Annotated in this window: 19 protein-coding genes; 15 read left to right on the forward strand and 4 right to left on the reverse strand. The window is 71.9% G+C overall.

Features of this window, described 5'->3' with window-relative positions; genetic code table 11:
- Window positions 1-23 precede the first annotated feature (23 nt).
- Window positions 24-1,484: a xylulokinase gene (gene xylB / locus K377_RS21605; protein WP_111665091.1), complete on the reverse strand. Its 1,461-nt coding sequence runs from the start codon at window positions 1,482-1,484 to the stop codon at window positions 24-26.
- A gap of 272 nt (window positions 1,485-1,756) precedes the next feature.
- Between xylB and xylA the strand changes: the two genes are divergently transcribed.
- The 5 genes from xylA to K377_RS21630 all read left to right on the forward strand — a co-directional run bounded on the left by xylA (window position 1,757) and on the right by K377_RS21630 (window position 7,482).
- Window positions 1,757-2,926: a xylose isomerase gene (gene xylA, locus K377_RS21610; RefSeq protein ID WP_111665092.1), complete on the forward strand. Its 1,170-nt coding sequence runs from the start codon at window positions 1,757-1,759 to the stop codon at window positions 2,924-2,926.
- Between the two features lie 131 nt (window positions 2,927-3,057).
- Entirely contained in the window at window positions 3,058-4,284 is a 1,227-nt protein-coding gene (locus K377_RS21615) for a sugar ABC transporter substrate-binding protein (RefSeq protein WP_258395094.1), read from the forward strand.
- Between the two features lie 14 nt (window positions 4,285-4,298).
- Window positions 4,299-5,249: a carbohydrate ABC transporter permease gene (locus K377_RS21620; protein WP_111665094.1), complete on the forward strand. Its 951-nt coding sequence runs from the start codon at window positions 4,299-4,301 to the stop codon at window positions 5,247-5,249.
- Window positions 5,250-5,254: 5 nt separating this feature from the next.
- Window positions 5,255-6,094: a carbohydrate ABC transporter permease gene (locus tag K377_RS21625; RefSeq protein WP_111665095.1), complete on the forward strand. Its 840-nt coding sequence runs from the start codon at window positions 5,255-5,257 to the stop codon at window positions 6,092-6,094.
- Between the two features lie 8 nt (window positions 6,095-6,102).
- A complete protein-coding gene (locus K377_RS21630; protein WP_111665096.1) occupies window positions 6,103-7,482 on the forward strand; it encodes a GH1 family beta-glucosidase in 1,380 nt (459 codons plus the stop codon).
- A 75-nt stretch (window positions 7,483-7,557) separates the two neighbouring features.
- On the opposite strand, the gene K377_RS21635 is transcribed toward K377_RS21630, so the two are convergent.
- Entirely contained in the window at window positions 7,558-8,304 is a 747-nt protein-coding gene (locus tag K377_RS21635; protein ID WP_111665097.1) for an IclR family transcriptional regulator, read from the reverse strand.
- A 198-nt stretch (window positions 8,305-8,502) separates the two neighbouring features.
- Between K377_RS21635 and K377_RS21640 the strand changes: the two genes are divergently transcribed.
- The 9 genes from K377_RS21640 to K377_RS21680 all read left to right on the forward strand — a co-directional run bounded on the left by K377_RS21640 (window position 8,503) and on the right by K377_RS21680 (window position 14,470).
- Window positions 8,503-9,636, forward strand: a complete 1,134-nt coding sequence (locus K377_RS21640; RefSeq protein ID WP_161195000.1) for an amidohydrolase/deacetylase family metallohydrolase — start codon at window positions 8,503-8,505, stop codon at window positions 9,634-9,636.
- A 71-nt stretch (window positions 9,637-9,707) separates the two neighbouring features.
- Window positions 9,708-10,103 carry a hypothetical protein gene (locus K377_RS21645; protein WP_111665099.1) on the forward strand — a complete coding sequence of 132 codons (396 nt, stop codon included), beginning with the start codon at window positions 9,708-9,710 and terminating at the stop codon, window positions 10,101-10,103.
- Window positions 10,104-10,182: 79 nt separating this feature from the next.
- On the forward strand, window positions 10,183-10,551 hold the full coding sequence (locus K377_RS21650; protein WP_111665100.1) for an SFCGS family glycine-rich protein: 369 nt from the start codon (window positions 10,183-10,185) through the stop codon (window positions 10,549-10,551).
- A complete protein-coding gene (locus K377_RS21655; protein ID WP_111665101.1) occupies window positions 10,548-10,883 on the forward strand; it encodes a DUF4312 family protein in 336 nt (111 codons plus the stop codon). Before K377_RS21650 ends, K377_RS21655 begins: the two co-directional genes overlap by 4 nt.
- 4 nt (window positions 10,884-10,887) lie before the next feature.
- A complete protein-coding gene (locus K377_RS21660) occupies window positions 10,888-11,676 on the forward strand; it encodes a DUF4311 domain-containing protein (protein WP_111665102.1) in 789 nt (262 codons plus the stop codon).
- A gap of 13 nt (window positions 11,677-11,689) precedes the next feature.
- Complete coding sequence (locus K377_RS21665; protein ID WP_111665103.1) at window positions 11,690-12,427, forward strand: DUF4310 family protein; 738 nt, start codon at window positions 11,690-11,692, stop codon at window positions 12,425-12,427.
- 38 nt (window positions 12,428-12,465) lie between these two features.
- On the forward strand, window positions 12,466-13,566 hold the full coding sequence (locus tag K377_RS21670) for a DgaE family pyridoxal phosphate-dependent ammonia lyase (protein ID WP_202454714.1): 1,101 nt from the start codon (window positions 12,466-12,468) through the stop codon (window positions 13,564-13,566).
- Window positions 13,563-13,826, forward strand: a complete 264-nt coding sequence (locus K377_RS21675; protein ID WP_111665104.1) for an HPr family phosphocarrier protein — start codon at window positions 13,563-13,565, stop codon at window positions 13,824-13,826. Before K377_RS21670 ends, K377_RS21675 begins: the two co-directional genes overlap by 4 nt.
- A gap of 23 nt (window positions 13,827-13,849) precedes the next feature.
- On the forward strand, window positions 13,850-14,470 hold the full coding sequence (locus tag K377_RS21680) for a bifunctional 4-hydroxy-2-oxoglutarate aldolase/2-dehydro-3-deoxy-phosphogluconate aldolase (RefSeq protein WP_111665105.1): 621 nt from the start codon (window positions 13,850-13,852) through the stop codon (window positions 14,468-14,470).
- Between the two features lie 48 nt (window positions 14,471-14,518).
- Here K377_RS21680 and K377_RS21685 read toward each other — a convergent pair whose 3' ends face one another.
- Together K377_RS21685 and K377_RS21690 are read right to left on the reverse strand one after the other, a co-directional pair.
- The gene (locus K377_RS21685) at window positions 14,519-15,775 is read right to left on the reverse strand and encodes an ROK family transcriptional regulator (protein ID WP_111665106.1); all 1,257 of its coding nucleotides are present in this window, start codon (window positions 15,773-15,775) and stop codon (window positions 14,519-14,521) included.
- A gap of 13 nt (window positions 15,776-15,788) precedes the next feature.
- The gene (locus tag K377_RS21690; RefSeq protein WP_111665107.1) at window positions 15,789-16,361 is read right to left on the reverse strand and encodes a TetR/AcrR family transcriptional regulator; all 573 of its coding nucleotides are present in this window, start codon (window positions 16,359-16,361) and stop codon (window positions 15,789-15,791) included.
- Between the two features lie 119 nt (window positions 16,362-16,480).
- On the opposite strand from K377_RS21690, the gene K377_RS21695 reads away from it, so the two are divergent.
- Window positions 16,481-17,677, forward strand: a complete 1,197-nt coding sequence (locus K377_RS21695; RefSeq protein WP_111665108.1) for an MFS transporter — start codon at window positions 16,481-16,483, stop codon at window positions 17,675-17,677.
- The last annotated feature ends 47 nt before the right edge of the window (window positions 17,678-17,724 follow it).

Raw genomic sequence — 17,724 nt, forward strand, 5'->3', positions numbered from 1 at the left:
GGTGCGCGGTCGTGCGGGGCGGTTCAGGTCAGCAGGGCGGGCGACGCCTCGTCCAGGACGTGGGCCAGCCGGTTCCAGGTCACCTGGTCGCGGGGCACGGCCGGCAGCGGTCTGCCCCGGCCGGTGTCCCATGCGGTGGCGACGGCGACCGGGTCGAGGCCGGTGGCGGCGGCGCGGGCGAGCGCGGCGGCGCCGAGCGCGACGAGCTCGCCGGACTCGGGCAGCAGCACGGGCCGTCCGGAGAGCCGGCGCACCGTCTCCACCCAGGTGCGGCCGCGGGCGCCGCCGCCGATCAGCCGGAGCGGGCGCGCGGCGACCTCGGGGTCGTCCGGGTCGAGACCGCAGGCCAGCAGCAGGGCGTCCAGGGCGCGCAGCACGGTGAACACGGCGCCCTCGTACGCGGCGCCCAGCAGCTGTCGCCCGCTGGTGGCGTGCCGCAGGCCGGTGAGCAGGCCCGTGGCGTGCGGCAGGTCCGGGGTGCGCTCGCCGTCGAGGTACGGCAGGAGCACGGCGCCGCCGCCGGGCTCGGCGTCCTCGCGGTCCAGGCCCAGCAGGGCGGCGACCTTGTCGACGGCGAGCGTGCAGTTGAGGGTGCAGGCCAGCGGCAGATACGTACCGTCGGTCGCGGCGAACCCGGCGAGATCCCGGGAGGCCGGGCGGGTGCGGGTGGCGGTGAAGACGGTGCCCGAGGTGCCGAGGCTGACCACCGGGTGGTCCAGGAGGCCCGCGCCGCCGAGGCCGAGGCCGACCGCGGCCGCCATGTTGTCGCCGGTGCCCGCGGCCACCGCGATGCCCTCGGGCAGGCCCAGCGCCTTCGCGGCCGCCGCGGTCAGTGAGCCGGCGCGGGTGCCCCCGGTCGCGGCGACCGCGGGCAGCAGCTCGGGCCGCAGGCCGAGGAGGCCGAGCACCTCGGGGTCGTAGGCGCCGGTCGCCGTGGAGTACCAGCCGGTGCCGGAGGCGTCGCCGGGGTCGGTGACCGCCTGCCCGCACAGCCGCTCGGTCAGGAAGTCGTGCGGCAGCCGGACGGCGGCGATCGGGCGGGCCGGCTCGTGCTCGCGCAGCCAGCGCCACTTCGTCGCGGTGAGCGAGGCGACCGGTACGGAACCGGTGCGCGCGAGCCAGGCGTCCGGGCCGCCGAACTCCTCGGTCAGCGCGGCGGCCTGCGGTGCGGAGCGGGTGTCGTTCCACAGCGCGGCCGGGCGCAGCGGGCGGCCGTCCGCGTCGAGCACGACGAGGCCGTGCTGCTGTCCGGCGACGGCGATCCCGGTGACGGCCTCGGGGGCGATGTCCGCCTCCTTGAGCCCGTTCGCCACCGCGTCGCGCAGCGCCGACCACCACACGTCCGGCTCGGTCTCGCGGGCGCCGTGCTCGCCGGTGACCACGTGCGGAGCGCGGCCGACGGCGAGGATCCGGCCGGTGGCGGCGTCCGTGACGGCTGCCTTGGTGGACTGCGTGGAGCTGTCCACGCCGATCACGACGGCCATGAAGCCCCCTCACCCCTTCAACGTGTTGGTGATCTTGCCTGCGCCGTGAAGCCGGACTCGACTCAAAGCGCCTGTATGACGCATTTGATCGTACAGAAAACAAAAGAACAAGGGGTTGCGGGGTGTGACGTCGCGCAAGCGCTTCGATTCCTTGTAACAGCAGGTCGTTGCCGATCGGTGAAGTGTGAGTTTCGCCGTTGGGTCTGGCGCCGAGCGGCCGAATGACGTATTAGTCATGTCAGAAAACAAACGATCGACCCAAGGACGGCACCATGTCCGGCGGATTCACCCCCACCCCTGAAGACAAGTTCACGTTCGGTCTGTGGACCGTGGGCTGGCGGGGCAATGACCCGTTCGGCGACGCCACGCGCCCCGCGCTCGACCCGGTCGAGTCGGTGCGGCGTCTGTCCGAACTCGGCGCGCACGGCGTCACGTTCCATGACGACGACCTCATCCCCTTCGGCTCGACCGACGCCGAGCGCGAGGCGATCGTCAAGCGGTTCAAGCAGGCGCTCGACGAGACCGGCATGGCCGTCCCGATGGCCACCACGAACCTCTTCACCCATCCCGTCTTCAAGGACGGCGGCTTCACCGCCAACGACCGCGACGTCCGCCGCTTCGCGCTGCGCAAGACGATCCGCAACATCGACCTCGCGGCCGAGCTGGGCGCCAAGACGTACGTCGCGTGGGGCGGCCGCGAGGGCGCCGAGTCCGGCGGTGCCAAGGACGTCCGCGACGCCCTCGACCGGATGAAGGAAGCCTTCGACCTGCTCGGCGACTACGTCACCGAGAAGGGCTACGACCTGAAGTTCGCCATCGAGCCCAAGCCCAACGAGCCGCGCGGCGACATCCTCCTGCCCACCATCGGCCACGCCCTCGCCTTCATCGAGCGCCTGGAGCGCCCCGAACTCGTCGGCGTGAACCCCGAGGTCGGCCACGAGCAGATGGCGGGCCTGAACTTCCCGCACGGCATCGCGCAGGCGCTGTGGGCGGGCAAGCTCTTCCACATCGACCTCAACGGCCAGACCGGCATCAAGTACGACCAGGACTTCCGCTTCGGCGCCGGTGACGTGCGCCAGGCGTTCTGGCTGGTCGACCTGCTGGAGAACTCCGACTACGCGGGCCCGCGCCACTTCGACTTCAAGCCGGTGCGCACCGACGGCTTCGACGGCGTGTGGGAGTCCGCCAAGAACTGCATGCGCAACTACCTGATCCTCAAGGAGCGCGCCGCGGCCTTCCGCGCCGACCCCGAGGTGCAGAGGGCGCTGCTCGACTCCCGTCTCGACCAGCTCGCGCAGCCCACCGCCGCCGACGGTCTCGCCGCCCTCCTCGCCGACAGGAGCGCGTTCGAGGAGTTCGACGTGGAGGCCGCGGCCACCCGCTCGATGGCCTTCGAGCGGCTCGACCAGCTCGCGATGGACCACCTGCTCGGCGCCCGCTGAGCACCCCGGGCGACTCGCCCGGTCTCCGCGTACGGCCCGGCCGGACCCGTACGCCTCACGCAGTGACACCCCCGGCGGAACACGGGCGTTCCGCCGGGCCGGCCATCCCTCCCCAGGCAAGGGCAATGACCGTGACAGCAGCACGCCGGCGGGCCGTGATCCCGCTCACCGTTGTCTCCGTCCTCGTCGCCTCCGCCGCCCTCGCGGGCTGCGGAAGCCAGCGCGACGACGACGTCTACACCGTCCTCAACTCCTCGACCGACGACTCGTACCACGGCTGGGACGCCGCCACCCTGAAGCGGTGCAGCGCGAAGCTGGGCATCACCATCGAGCAGCAGAGCGTCCCGGCCTCCCAGGTCATGACGAAGTCGCTGCGGATGGCGTCGTCGAAGTCGCTCCCGGACGTCATCCAGTTCGACGCCTCCGAGATGCCGACGTTCGCGGAGGCGGGAGGTCTGGTCGATCTGAAGTCGCTCGGACTGTCCACGCAGGACATCCCGAAGGGCATCGTCGACTTCGGCTCCTACAAGGGCACGTACTACGGCGCCGCGCGCACGGTGAACACCCTCGCCCTCTTCTACAACAAGGACGTCCTGAAGAAGGCCGGCCTCGACGTCCCCACCACGTGGGCCGAGATGCAGGAGACCGCGAAGAAGCTCACCCAGGGCAAGCAGTACGGCATCGCCCTGAGCGCGGGCGGCGCCGAGGACGGCGTCTTCCAGTTCACGCCGTTCATGTGGTCCAACGGCGGCGACGAGACCGACCTCGACAGCAAGCAGGTCGCCGAGGCCCTCGACTACTGGAAGGGCCTCCTCAAGGACGGCTCGCTGTCCAAGTCCACGGTCAACTGGACGCAGGCCGACGTCAACGACCAGTTCATGGCCGGCAACGCCGCCATGATGATCAACGGTCCGTGGCAGGTCGAGACCCTCAACACCAAGAAGTCCCTGCACTGGGGCATCGCGCAGATCCCGGTGCCGAAGTCCGGCGACGACTCCGTCGGCCCGCTCGGCGGCGCCGTCCTCACCGTCCCGAAGACGGGCGACACGGCACGCGAGAAGACCGCCGCGAAGATCATCGGGTGCATGTCCTCCGAGAAGGAGCAGATCACCTACGCGCGCAACAGCTGGATGGTGCCCGCCAACGAGAAGGCCGCCGCGATCTGGCGCAAGGAAGTGCCCGAACTCGACGCGCTCGCCGACCAGGTGGCCACCGCCCGCTCGCGCACCGCGAAGGTCGGAGCGGGCTGGTCGTCCGTGTCACTGGCCCTGCAGAGCGCCTTCCAGTCCGCGCTCACCGGTCAGAACAGCGCGGACGCGCTGAAGAAGGCGCAGGCGCGCGCCACGAGCGGGAACTGAGGGGTTTCACGAACATGTCGACCACCACGGCCTCCGCCGCCCCCGCCACCCGGCCGGCCCCCGCCACCCCGGTGAAGAAGCGCGACACGCGGCGCCGCCGCAGGCTCTCCCAGTGGGGCTTCATCGCCCCCGCCGTCGTCTTCATGCTGCTGTTCTTCGGCTACCCGCTCGTCCGCAACGTCGTGATGAGCTTCCAGGACTTCTCGCCGTCCACGTTCTTCGACGGCAAGTCGCCCTTCAACGGCACCGACAACTGGAGCAAGGTCTTCCACGACGACCTCTTCGGCAAGGCGCTGTGGCACACCATCGTCTTCACGATCGGCTCGCTGATCGGCCAGTTCGGCATCGGCCTCGCGCTCGCCGTCTTCTTCACGAAGCGGTTCCCCCTCAACGGGTTCCTGCGCTCGCTGATCCTGCTGCCCTGGCTCGTCCCCATGGTCGTCTCCGGCATCGTCTGGCGCCGCATCCTCGACCAGGACACGGGCGTCCTGAACTCCTTCCTCGACACCCTCGGCCTCGGCGGCCACACCCCGTGGCTGACCAGCCCCGGCATGGCCCTGTTCTCCGTGATCATGGTGAACATCTGGATCGGCATCCCGTTCAACATGGTGATCCTCTACGGCGGACTCCAGGAGATCCCCAAGGAGCTGTACGAGGCCGCGTCCCTGGACGGCGCCTCCGCCTGGCGCACCTTCCGCTCCATCACGCTGCCGCTGCTCAAGCCCGTCATCACGGTCGTGCTCGTCCTCGGCTTCATGTCGACGGTGAAGATCCTCGACCTGATCCTGGCCCTCACCGACGGCGGGCCCGCCGACTCCACGCAGACCCTCGGCACGCTCACGTACCAGAACTCCTTCGTCCAGCTCGACTTCGGCGCGGGCGCCGTCGTCGGCAACGTCCTGATCCTGATCTCCGCCGTCTTCGCGGTGTTCTACCTGCGGGCCAACCGCTCCGAGGGGAAGTGACCCGCATGGCAACAGCCACCGCGTCCAGCACGTCCAGCGCGCCGAAGCGCCGCTGGGGCGCCACCGTCGCCGGCATCGTCATCCTGCTCGTGATGCTGTTCCCGCTCTACTGGATGATCAACACGGCGCTGCAGCCCGAGTCGGGACTCCTCGAAGTCTCGCCCGTGCCGCACTCGATCGACCTGTCCGGCTTCTCGTCCGCCATCAGCGAGCAGGGCGGCCACCTGCTGACCTCGCTCGCTGTCGCGCTCGGCGCCGTCGTCATCTGTCTCGCGGTCGCCGCGCCCGCCGCGTACGGACTCGCCCAGTTCCGGCTCCCCGGCACCAAGTCCATCGTCTTCGGCACGCTCATCACGCAGATGGTCCCGGGCATCGTCATCGCCAACGCCCTCTACAGCGCGTACGTCGATCTCGGCCTGGTCAACTCCTACTTCGGCCTGATGCTCGCCGACGCCTCGCTCGGCATCCCCTTCGCCATCGTCCTGATGCGCTCGTTCATGGTGGCGATCCCCAAGGAGGTCATCGAGGCAGCCGAGGTCGACGGCGCGGGCAAGCTGCGCACCTTCGTCCAGGTGGTGCTGCCGATGAGCCGCAACTCCCTGATCACGGCCGGCCTGTTCTCCTTCCTGTACGCGTGGAGCGACTTCATGTTCGCCCTCACGCTGAACACCACCGACGACGTCAAGCCCGTCACGCTCGGCATCTACCAGTACATCGGCGCCCACGTCGGCGACTGGGGCTCCGTCATGGCCGCGTCCGTCCTGTCGGCGATCCCGGCCGCCGTGCTGCTCGTTCTCGCCCAGAAGTACATTGCTGCCGGTATCACCGGCGGATCCGTCAAGTAAGGCTTCTCATGAGTGACTTGCCCGTATTCCCCGAAGGCTTCGTGTTCGGCGCGGCCACCGCCTCGTACCAGATCGAGGGGGCGGCGAACGAGGACGGCCGCGGCCCGTCCATCTGGGACGTCTACAGCCACACGCCCGGCCGCACGGACGGTGGCGACACCGGCGACGTGGCCTGCGACCACTACCACCGCTACCCCGAGGACGTGGCGCTGCTGCGCGACCTCGGCGTCGAGTCGTACCGCTTCTCCATCGCCTGGCCGCGCATCCAGCCGACGGGACAGGGTCCGGCCAACCAGAAGGGCCTGGACTTCTACTCGCGCCTCGTCGACGAGTTGCTCGAAGCGGGCATCGAGCCCGCCGCCACCCTCTACCACTGGGACCTGCCGCAGGCCCTGGAGGACCGTGGTGGCTGGCGGGTGCGCGAGACCGCCGAGCGGTTCGCCGAGTACACGGCGATCGTGGCCGGGCACCTCGCCGACCGCGTCCCGCGCTGGATCACTCTCAACGAGCCCTGGTGCAGCGCGTTCCTCGGCTACTCGGTCGGCCGCCACGCGCCCGGCGCCCAGGAGGGCACCCCCGCCCTCGCCGCAGCCCACCACCTGCTCGTCGGCCACGGACTCGCCGTCAAGGAGCTGCGCGCGGCCGGGGTGCGCGAGGTCGGCATCACCCTCAACCCGGACTTCAACGTCCCGGCCACCGACTCGGCCGCCGACCGCGCCGCCGCGCTGCGCGCCGACACCCAGCACAACCTGGTGTGGACCGACCCGATCCTCGCGGGCCGCTACCCGGAGTCCGACGAGGACACCTGGGGCGAGCTGATCACCCGCCAGGACTTCCGGCTCGACGGCGACCTCGAACTGATCGCGCAGCCGCTGGACTTCCTCGGCGTCAACTACTACCGGCCCACCCTCGTCGCCGACGCCCCGCACCGCGAGCCCGACCCGGCCGTCCGCGTCGCCACCGACAACCGGTACGCGGAGCGCCCCTGGCCCGATGTGCGGCGCAACTCCATGAACTGGCCGGTCGTCCCCGAGACGTTCACCCAGCTCCTCACCGGTCTCAAGGAGCGCTACGGCGACGCGCTGCCGCCGATCCACATCACGGAGAACGGCACCGCGGAGTACGACGAGGTCGCCGCCGACGGCGCCGTCCACGACACGGACCGGGTGACGTACCTCCACGACCACCTCACCGCCCTGCGCACGGCCATGGACGCGGGCGTCGACGTGCGCGGCTACTACGTCTGGTCGCTGCTCGACAACTTCGAGTGGGCGCTGGGCTATGCCAAGCGGTTCGGCATCGTCCGGGTCGACTACGACACCCAGGAGCGCACCCCGAAGGACAGCTACCACTGGTACCGGAAGCTGATCGAGGCCCACCGCGTGTGACAGGTGGACTCGGCACACGATGCCCGGCGGAACACTCCGCCGGGCATCGGCATGTCCGGACGAGGGTCGTTGCGCTCACAGGCGCCGTGACACGTCCTGCGCGGCCTGCCGGACGGCCGGCGCGAACTCGGTCAACTGGACCTCGGTGACCAGGAAGGTGAGCGACGAGACGGAGACCGCGCCGACCGCGGTGCCGTCCGCGTCGAGCACCGGCGCGGCGAGCGAGCAGATCGACTCGTCCGCCTCCTCGTAGTCGGTGGCGTACCCGGCGGCGCGGATCGCGGCGAGCTCCTCGACGAGCGCAGCGCGGTCGGTGTGGGTGCGCGGGGTGCGGGCGGGCAGGCCGGTGCGGTTGAGGATGTCCGCCGCCTCGGCCGGCGGCAGATGGGCGAGCAGGGCCTTGCCCGCGGCCGTGGCGTGCAGCGGGAGCGGCGTGCCGACGTCGGTCGCGATCCGGTAGGCGTGGCCCGGGTCGACCTTGTGCGTGTACGTCGCGTGGTCCCCGCTGAGTACCGCCAGATGGACGGCCTGCCCGAGCCGCTGCTGCAGCGCGCGCAGCACGGCGTCGATGCCCACGGCGTCGTCCGCGAGGACCTGGGCGGCCAGGGCGCGCAGCTGGACTCCACAGCCATAGCGTCCGTCGCCGTCGGCCGTCACGTACCCCTCCTCGACGAAGGTCGCGAGGACCCGGTGCGCGGTCGCCTTGGGGACGCCGGAGCGCTCCGCGATGTCGCCCAGCCGGTGCGGCCCGTCGGCGCGGGCCACCGCATGCAGCACATGCAGCGCCTTGGCGACGGAATTCGCGGGCTTGCTCGCTTCCATTGACCCTCCGTGGAGAAGCGGACTATGTTGCCAATCGATCCGCACAGCGGAACGCCATTCTACTCCACGGAACGGGGTGGCGTCCTTCGGTTGTGGCGCGGCGCCTGGGTGCCCGGTGCCGCGCGACCGGATGCTCCACGCACCCACTCTCACGCTCGTGAAAGGCGGCCGTCCATGGCTGGACACGGAACTTCCTCCGTGCACCCGCAACGATTCGATCTCGTCGTGGCGGGCGGCCTGCTGGCCGATCCCCTGCACGCCGCACCCGCGCCGGGCGATCTGGCCGTCCGTGACGGACGCATCGCCGCCGTCGGCGCCCCCGGAACCCTCGCCGGCGAGGAAACCCTCGACGCCTCCGGACTGCTCGTCGCCCCCGGCCTGATCGACCTGCACACGCACGTCTACGCCCCCGGCACCTACCTCGGCGTGCCCCCCGACGAGATCGGGGTCCGCCAGGGCGTCACCACCGTGGTGGACGCGGGCAGCTGCGGCAGCGACCACTGGGACGACTTCGCCGATAACGTTGTCGGCCCGGCCGACACGCGTGTCCTGAGCTGGCTCAACATCTCCCGGCATGGCCTCGTCCACGGACGGCGGGAACTCTCGCACGGCCCCGACGACATCGACGAGGCGGCCACGGAGAAGCTGCTGCGCGCCCACCCCGACCGGGTCCGCGGCCTCAAGATCCGGATGAGCGCGTCGGTCCTCGGCGACTCCGGCCTCGAACCGCTGCGGGCCGCCAAGCGCGTGGCCGGCCGCGTCGGCCGCCCGGTGATGGTCCACGTCGGCAACGAACCGCCGCACCTCGGCGACGTACTCGACCTGCTCGGCGACGGCGACGTCGTCACCCACGCCTTCCACGGCAAGCCCGGCGGCCTCTTCGGCAGCGAAGCCCAGGCACGCGCCGCCGTGGCCCGCGGGGTCCGCCTCGACGTCGGACACGGCAGCGCCAGCCTCAGCTTCGCCACCGCCGAACGCGCCCTCGCCGCCGGCTTCACCCCGCACACCATCAGCACCGACCTGCACCACCGCAACGTCGAGGGACCGGTGCACTCCCTCGTCGAGACCCTCACCAAACTCGTCGCCCTCGGCCTGACCCCGCACGAGGCGATCCGCTGCTCGACCCTGCACGCCGCCCAAGTGGTCGGCATGGAGGACGAGTTGGGCACTCTCCGGGCCGGTTCCGCGGCAGACCTCACGCTGCTGCGGCCGACCGAGGGCCCCGTCACGCTGACCGACGCCGACGGCGCCACCCGGACCGGCACCACCCGCCTGAGCGCCGCCGCCGTGGTACGCGCCGGACGCCCGCTCACCGTCGACGGCGCGCCCTGAGCGGGGCCACCCGCGCGGACCGGCGCGCCGTACGACACGAACCACCCACCGAACCACCGAGAGGCCCGTGCATGACCACCCCCCTCATCGAGCGACTCGCGACGACCGTACGGGACTCGGCCCAGCCCGTCACCGACGCCGACCGCGCCGACCTGGCCGAACTCCTGCCGCTCGCCCAGGTCTACGCGGAGACGTGCGGCATCGGCTTCGACGACGTCCGCTCGCTCGCGCTCGCCGTGCACGCCCTCGCCTTCGTCCGGCGGGTCCGCGGCGACGAGCACCTGGACGCGCTCGACGAGGAACTCGGCGCCGAGATCGCCCCCGGGCGCATGGCGGCCGTCCGCACCCTCGTCGACGCGTACTGCGAGCCCCGCGGATTCTCCGCGCGCGACACCGAGATCCTGCTGCTCGCCCTGCACTTCGAGGCGGCGGCGCAGCTTCAGCACCAGACCGGCCGGCAGGCATGACAGCGCAGGCATGACACCTCAGGCATGACACCTCAGGCATGACACCTCAGGCATGACCGACACACCAGGGAGCACCGCCATGACAGTCAAGATCGTGATCGGACACCGGCTCGGCAAGGGGCAGGCCGTCGCCGACGGCGTACGCGCCGCGGGCGGCGAGCCCATCCTCATCCCCGGCCCCGGCGCCGACATGAAGGTGGGCGACGTGATGGACGCCGAGGGCGCGCAGCTCGGCATCTCCTTCTGCGGGAGCGGCGGCGCGGGAGCCGTCACCGCCAAGGCCAAGTACGGCCACGACATCGAGTTCGGCATGCGCTCGGCGCAGGCCGGGGTCACCGCCGTGGAACAGGGCCGCACCGTCCTCGGCTTCGGGTTCCTCGACAGCGAGGAGCTCGGCTTCAAGGTCACCGAGGCGCTGCTGAAGAAGCTCGCCAAGGAGGCCTCGTGAAGCAGTCCCGGCACACCCTGCGGCTCAGCGGTTCGGGACCCACCCGGGAGAAGGCGTTCGCCACCGCCATCGGGCAGGTGCAGTCCGAGGTCGCGAAGCGCACGAACGGCGTCGACTTCCGCGTGGAGCCCCTGGAACTCGACGTGGTCTCCGCGGTGGAGCACCGCTGGACCGAGCGGTTCCTCGGCCTGCTCTTCCCGCGCACCCGCCGGCGCTTCGAGATCACGCTGCGCATCGAGGTCCAGGTGGCCTCACTCGACCTGGACGCCGTCGACTTCACGGTGCGCGAGGAGCGGCTCTCGTCGCTCCAGCACGCCCTGCACATGAGGTGACCCGATGAACGAAACCCTCACCGTCCTCCTGGAGTCGCTCGTCATCGGCGGTCTCATCGGCTTCGGCGCGAGCGCGGGCGTGGCCCGCATGTTCCACGCGCCGAAGGTCCAGGGCATGGGCGCCTTCCGCACCCTGGGCGAGCTCAACGCCTGCCAGAACGACCCCGTCGCCCACTTCTCCTTCGGCCTCGGCTTCCTCTTCAACGCCTGGTCGAGCGCGGTCGGCACCGGCGCGCTGACCTCGGACGTGGACCACCGCATCGTGCCGCACTGGTCGGCGGCGGTCGCCATGGCGAAGAACCGCAACCTCGACGCGACACTGCACAACCCGCGCCGGATGGCGCTGACCGGCACCGTCGTCGGCATGCTCCTCGTCACCCTCCTCAACACGACGGCCGCCTCCATCCCGCACTCCCTCCAGGAGGTCGCGTCCCAGGTGCTCGGCCCGGCGTCGGAGTGGCTGATCAACCCCGTCATGCCGATCATCTTCTGGATGGCGGCCGTGGACGCGGGCCGCCGCGCCGGAGCCTGGGGCACCGTCCTCGGCGGCCTCGGCCACCTCGTGATGGGCAACGCGGTCCCCGGCATCGTGCTCGGCATCGTCATCGCCAAGGGCGTCGACGACCTCGGCTGGACCAAGGTCACCAAGTCGCTGGCCGGCGTCGTCATCGTGCTCTTCGTGGCCAGCACCTTCCTGCGCGGCGTCGACATCACCCTGCTGGAGCAGATGAAGGTGCACGTCCCGCACTGGCTCCTGCAGTTCCACGACGCGACCGGCACCAAGCCCCAGTGAGGCAGGCAGCGACATGACCGACACATCCACCGCCGCCGCGGGCGGCATACCCGCGCAGAACTCCGGCGCGCCCGAGACCAAGGGCGGCTTCCTCAGCAGGGTGCCGGGTGAAGGCAGTTTCTGGCTCGCCGAGTGGGCCTTCCCCGTCTTCGTGGCCTGCCTGGCGGCTGGCATCTTCACCGGCACCCACCTCTACTACGTCTACGACACCGGGGTGTTCAACGACGTCGCCGTCGCCTCGATGCTCAAGGCCGGTATGGAGAACGGCAGTTACGGCGCCGCGGCGGCGTTCGGCGCGGGCTTCCTGTTCGCCCGCATCATCGAGGGCCCCATGGTCGGCATCCTCGACATCGGCGGATCCCTGCAGACCGGTGTGGGCATCGGCATCCCCGCCATGCTCCTCGGCGCCGGATTCACCGCCCCGCTCCAGCACTTCTGGCTCGCGGTCCCGGTGGGCGCGCTGCTCGGCGGCATCATCGGCATCGCCATCATCGTCATCCGGCGCGCCACGGTGAACTCCACGGGCGGCACCTCGACCTTCGGCGCCGACGTGATGATGGGCGCCGGCAACTCCGCCGGACGCTATCTGGGCCCCCTCGTCATCATCTCCGCCGCGACCGCGTCCCTGCCCGTGGGGCTCGGCTCCACCATCGGCGCCCTCGTCTTCTACAAGTGGCAGAAGCCGCTCACCGGCGGCGCCATCATCGGCGCGATGCTCGCCGGCCTCTTCTTCCCCATCCCCGGCAAGTGACCGCCCCCGCTCCCGTACCCGCAGCGCAAGGAGACCGTGTGCCCACCCTCCATCAGGACCTCGGCGTACCGCCCGCCATCAACGCCAGCGGCAAGATGACCGCCCTCGGCGGCAGCGTGCTCGGCGACGGCGTCATCGCCGCCATGGGCGACGCGGCCCGCCAGCACGTCGTCATGGACGACCTGCTGGACGCCGTCGGCCGGGAGATCGCCCGCGCCACCGGCACCGAGGCCGGCTGCCCGACCACCGGAGCGGCCTCGGGCGTCGCCATCGCGGTCGCGTCCGTGATCGCGGGCACCGACGTCAGCCGGGTCGAGGCGCTGCCCGACGCCGGCGACGCGCCGTGCGAGGTGATCCTGCCGCGCGGGCACTCCGTCTACTTCGGCGCCCCGATCCGCCAGATGGTCGCGCTCGGCGGGGGCCGTCCCGTCGAGGTCGGCTCCGCGAACAAGGTCACCGCCGACCACCTGGCGGGCGCCATCGGCCCGCGCACCGCCGCCCTCCTCTATGTCCAGTCCCACCACGCCGTGCAGAAGGGCATGGTCACCCTCGCGGAGACGATCGAGGTGGGGCGCCGGCACGACATCCCCGTCATCGTCGACGCGGCCGCCGAGGAGGACCTGAAGCGCTGGCCCGCCACCGGCGCCGACCTGGTCGTCTACAGCGGCGGCAAGGCCGTGGGCGGTCCCGCCTCCGGCATGATCTGCGGCAGCGCCGCACGGATCGCCGCCTGCCGCGCGCAGTACGGCGGCATCGCCCGCCCCATGAAGGTCGGCAAGGAGACCCTGTTCGGCCTCGTCCAGGCGCTGCGCGACTACGGCACCGCGGTGCCCGTCGGACACCGCGAGCGCATGGAGAAGCTGGCCGCGCGCCTCGCCGACCTGCCCGGCGTCACCACCCGGGTCGTCGGCGACGAGGCGGGCCGCGCCATCCACCGCACCGAACTGACCGTGGACCCGGCCGCCGCGGGCCGCGACGCCTCCACCCTCGCGGCCGAACTCGCCGCCACGGGCGTCCACCTGCGGGACCACCTCGCGGTGACAGGCCGACTGCTCATCGACCCGCGCCCGCTGCGCCCCGACGAGGAGGACCAACTCGTGGACCGACTGACCGCACTGCTCGGGGGAGGAACCCGATGACCGTCGTCGAGCGCCGCCTGGTGGTCACCGAGGAGGCCGGCCTGCACGCCCGCCCCGCCGCCGCCTTCGCCCAGACCGCCGCCCGCGCCGCCGCCGAGGTGACCGTCGCCCGCGAGGACGGCACCGAGGTGCCCGCGCGCAGCGTCCTGTCCCTGATGACCCTCAACATCCGCTGCGGCGACGCCATCGTGCTGCGCGCCAGCGGCACCGACGCCGAATCCACCCTGGACGCGCTCGCGCGCATCGCGGCCCCGGCATGAGCGAACACCGTACGGAGACACCGATGAACCCCGCCGTCCCTGCCGTCACCGACGTCCCCGCCGTCATCGAACGGCTGCGCCTGGCCCGCGTCACCCCGACCGTACGCGAGGCCGACGCCGACACGGCCGACCGGATGGCCCGCACCCTGGTCGAATCCGGCATCACCGCCTTCGAGTTCACGGCCACCACACCCGGCTGGGAGAAGCTGGTGGAGACCTGGTCGCGCGAGGCGCCCGAGGTCACCCTGGGCCTGGGCACCGTCACCTCGCCCGAGATCGCCGAGCGCGCCCTCGCGGCCGGGGCGCACTTCCTGGTCAGCCCCTTCCAGGTGCCGGAGGTCCGCCCCGTGGCCGACGCGGCGGGGCGGCTCCTGGTAGAGGGCGGATTCACCCCGAGCGAGCTGCGGATCCCGGCCGGGCGCGGGGTGGCGAAGCTCTTCCCCGCGAACATCGGCGGCATCGCCTACCTGAAGTCGCTGCTGTCCGTCCTGCCCGGCGCCAGGATCGTGGCGACCGGCGGCGTCACCGTCGACAACGCGGCCGAGTGGCTCGCCGCCGGTGCCTTCACGGTCAGCATCGGCAGCGATCTGGCCAAGGGCGATGTGCGGGCCAATGTCGCGCGGCTGAAGGAGAGCATCGGCTGAGGGAGGGGGAGTCGACGGCAATGGCGGCGGCGCCCACAGCGCCGCCGTTCAGCCTGTCCCGGACTCCGCGTACGCCGCCGGGTCGGCCAGCACGTCGCGCACCACGCGGGCTGCCGCACCCCGCGCCGCGTCGCCGGACGAGGACGAGGCCCGCAGCCGCCCGCTGCCGGGTGTCCACAGACCCGACACCACCCGCGCCGTCAGCTCCGCGTCGGCGGCGGGCGCCAGCCAGGGCTTCAGCTCGCGGAAGGCGCCGCCCAGGATCACCGCGTCCGGGTCCAGCAGGTTCACCGCGCCCGACAGCACCCGGCCGAGCCGCGTCCCGGCCTCCTCCAGGGCCTGGAGCGCCCGCGGCTGACCGGCCCGCGCCCGCGCCTCCAGCTCCGCGACGCCGGCCGCGCCCGCCTTCTCGTCCAGGCCCGCCGCCCGCAACAGCGCCGCCTGACCCGCGTACTGCTCCAGGCAGCCGCGCGCACCGCAGCTGCACGGGGGCCCGTCGGGGTCGACCACCAGATGCCCGATCTCGCCCGCGAACCCGTGCGCGCCGCGCAGCAGTTGACCGTTCAGGACCAGCGCGCCGCCGACACCGATCTCGCCGGTGAGGTAGACGAAGCTGTTCACGGGCGCGCGGTCGTCGTCGGCCGTGGCGAACCACAGCTCGGCCATCGCGGCGAGATTGGCCTCGTTGTCCGCGCTCACCGGAAGAGCGCGGTGCTCGGGCCGCAGCGCGCTGAGCGCCTGGGCGAACAGGCCCTCGACCGGAACCCGGTTCCACCCCAGGTTGGGCGCCTGCCGCACCGCGCCGCCGGAGACCAGACCGGGCAGCGCCAACTCGGCCGCCACCGGACGGAGTTCCTGTTCCGTGGCGGAGGCGACGGCCCGCGCGGCGATCCGGGCGGCCTGGTTGAGGACGGCGGCCGGCGCCGTGCCGCGGTTGTCCATCCGCTCGACCAGCCGGACCCGGTCCGTGCCGGCGAGGTCGACGACGCACACGGCGACGTAGTCGATGTTGATCTCGACGCCCAGCCCCGCGGGGCCGCTGCGGGCCACCTTCAGGACGGTCCCGGGGCGGCCCGCCTGCCCGCTGAACGTCTTGCCCCACTCGCTGAGGAACCCCTCCGTCAGGAGCTGGTCGACGAGCGACGAGACCGCGGCCCGGGTCAGCCCGACACGTGCGGCGACCCCGGCCCGGGTCGCCTCGCCCTCGTCGTGGACGGTGCGCAGCACCAGGCTCAGATTGTGCCGCCGCACGCTTGCCTTGTCGGCCTTCGCGGGCGGGGCGGGGGACGCGTTGTTGCTGTTCATCGTAGTGTCGACCCTAGACGACGCCGGGGGTGGCGGGGCGTGCGACGACGGCGCTGACGACTGCCGCGATGCCCGCGCGGTCGGTGGGGCGGGCGTCGACGGAGTTGTGGATGGAGAACCCCTCCACCAGGGCGTCCAGGGCGCGGGCGGTGAGCGGGTCGAAGTGCCGGGCGAGGGAGTCGCGGCTGGCCTGCATCCAGGAGCGCATCACCTCGCGTAGCTCGGGATGGCGGGTGGCGAAGGCGTACAGCTCGTAGCTGAGCAGGAGATTGCGGTCGGAGCCCCACACCTTGCCGCAGATGATCTCCACGACGGCCTCCTGGGCCTCCTCGGGAGTGCGTGCCGCGGCCAGCAGGGCCCCGTAGCGGCTGGAGACGGTCTCGGCGAGCCGGGTGAAGGCCTCCGTGAGCAGATGCTGCATGTCGTCGAAGTAGTAGGTGAGCGAGCCGAGCGGGACCCCCGCCGCCGCGGCGATCCGGCGGAAGGTGACCTTGATCGCGCCGTGTTCGGCGATGACGTCGAGGGCCGCGTCGAGAATCCGCTCGCGCCGCCGGGGGTCATTGGGGCCGCGGTTGCTACCGGTCATCGTCGTCGTCCGCCTTCTCTTCTCTCCGCCCCACCGGGTATGTACATTTGTGCATACCCGGTGGGGGCGGGATGCGTCGCCTGCCTGTCCATTCTTTCCGAACTCCTGCGGAGCCCCTGTTGATAGACCCTGCCGTGCGCCGGCGCCGTCAGGCCCTGTACCTCTTCTTCTTCCTCAACGGCATCGCCATGTCCTCCTGGGTCACCCGCACCCCGGACGTGCGCGACGAACTCGGCGTGTCGACGGCCCAGATGGGTCTCGTCCTCTTCGGCCTCTCCGTCGGGGCCATGGCCGGCATCCTGTGCTCCGGACGCTTCGTGTCGCGCTTCGGCACCCGGCCCGTGATCGCCCTGGGCACCTGGCTGATCGTCGCCGCCGTCGTCGTCATCGGCGCGGGCAGCGTCCTCGCCTCCGCGCCCCTGGTCACCGCGGGACTGTGCCTGTTCGGCGCCGGCACGGGAGCGGGCGAGGTGGCCATCAACGTGGACGGGGCCGACGTCGAGCGCATCACCGGCCGGGCGGTCCTGCCCACCCTGCACGGCTGCTTCAGCCTCGGCACGGTGGTCGGCGGACTCGTCGGAATGGCGGCCACGGCCGCCGACGTACCCGCCCACTGGCACCTCGCCGTCGTCGCGGTCGTGGCCACCGCGCTGCTGCTGTACGCGCTGCGGTCCGTGCCCGTCGGGATCGGCGTCAGCGCCGAGCGGGCGACGCCGGAGAAGGTGCGGCGCTCCCGGCCGCAGGTCTGGAAGGACCACCGGCTGCTGCTGATCGGCGCCATCGTGCTGGCCATGGCCCTGGCCGAGGGCGCGGCGAACGACTGGCTGCCGCTGCTCATGGTCGACGGCCACGGCCTGAACGCGGCGGCGGGCTCCCTCGTCTACGTCGGGTTCGCCGCGGCGATGACCACGGGCCGCTTCTGCGGCTCCTACTTCCTCGACCGCTTCGGGCGGGTGGCGGTCGTCCGGGCGAGCGCCGTCTCCGGTGCCGTCGGGCTCGTCCTGGTGATCTTCTCGGACAGTTCCGTCGTGGCCGCGATCGCCGTGCTCTTCTGGGGCCTCGGGGCCTCGCTCGGCTTCCCGGTGGCCCTGTCCGCGGCCGGCGACTCGGGCCCCGACCAGACGGCCCGGGTCTCCCTCGTCGCCATCATCGGGTACGTGGCGTTCCTGGTCGGCCCGCCGGCCCTGGGCTTCCTGGGCGAGCACTACGGCCTGCGCTCGGCGATGGTCGCGGTCCTCGTGTTCGTGGCCGGTGCCATTCTGCTGGCACCGGCCGCCGACACCCGTACCCGCGAGCCCGCCGCCGTGGACGCGTAACCGGGACTCGGCCGGCGGGCGCGGGCGGCACCGCCCGCGCCCGCCGG

The sequence above is a fragment of the Streptomyces sp. PsTaAH-137 genome (assembly GCF_003259365.1).
Taxonomy (GTDB): Bacteria; Actinomycetota; Actinomycetes; order Streptomycetales; family Streptomycetaceae; genus Streptomyces.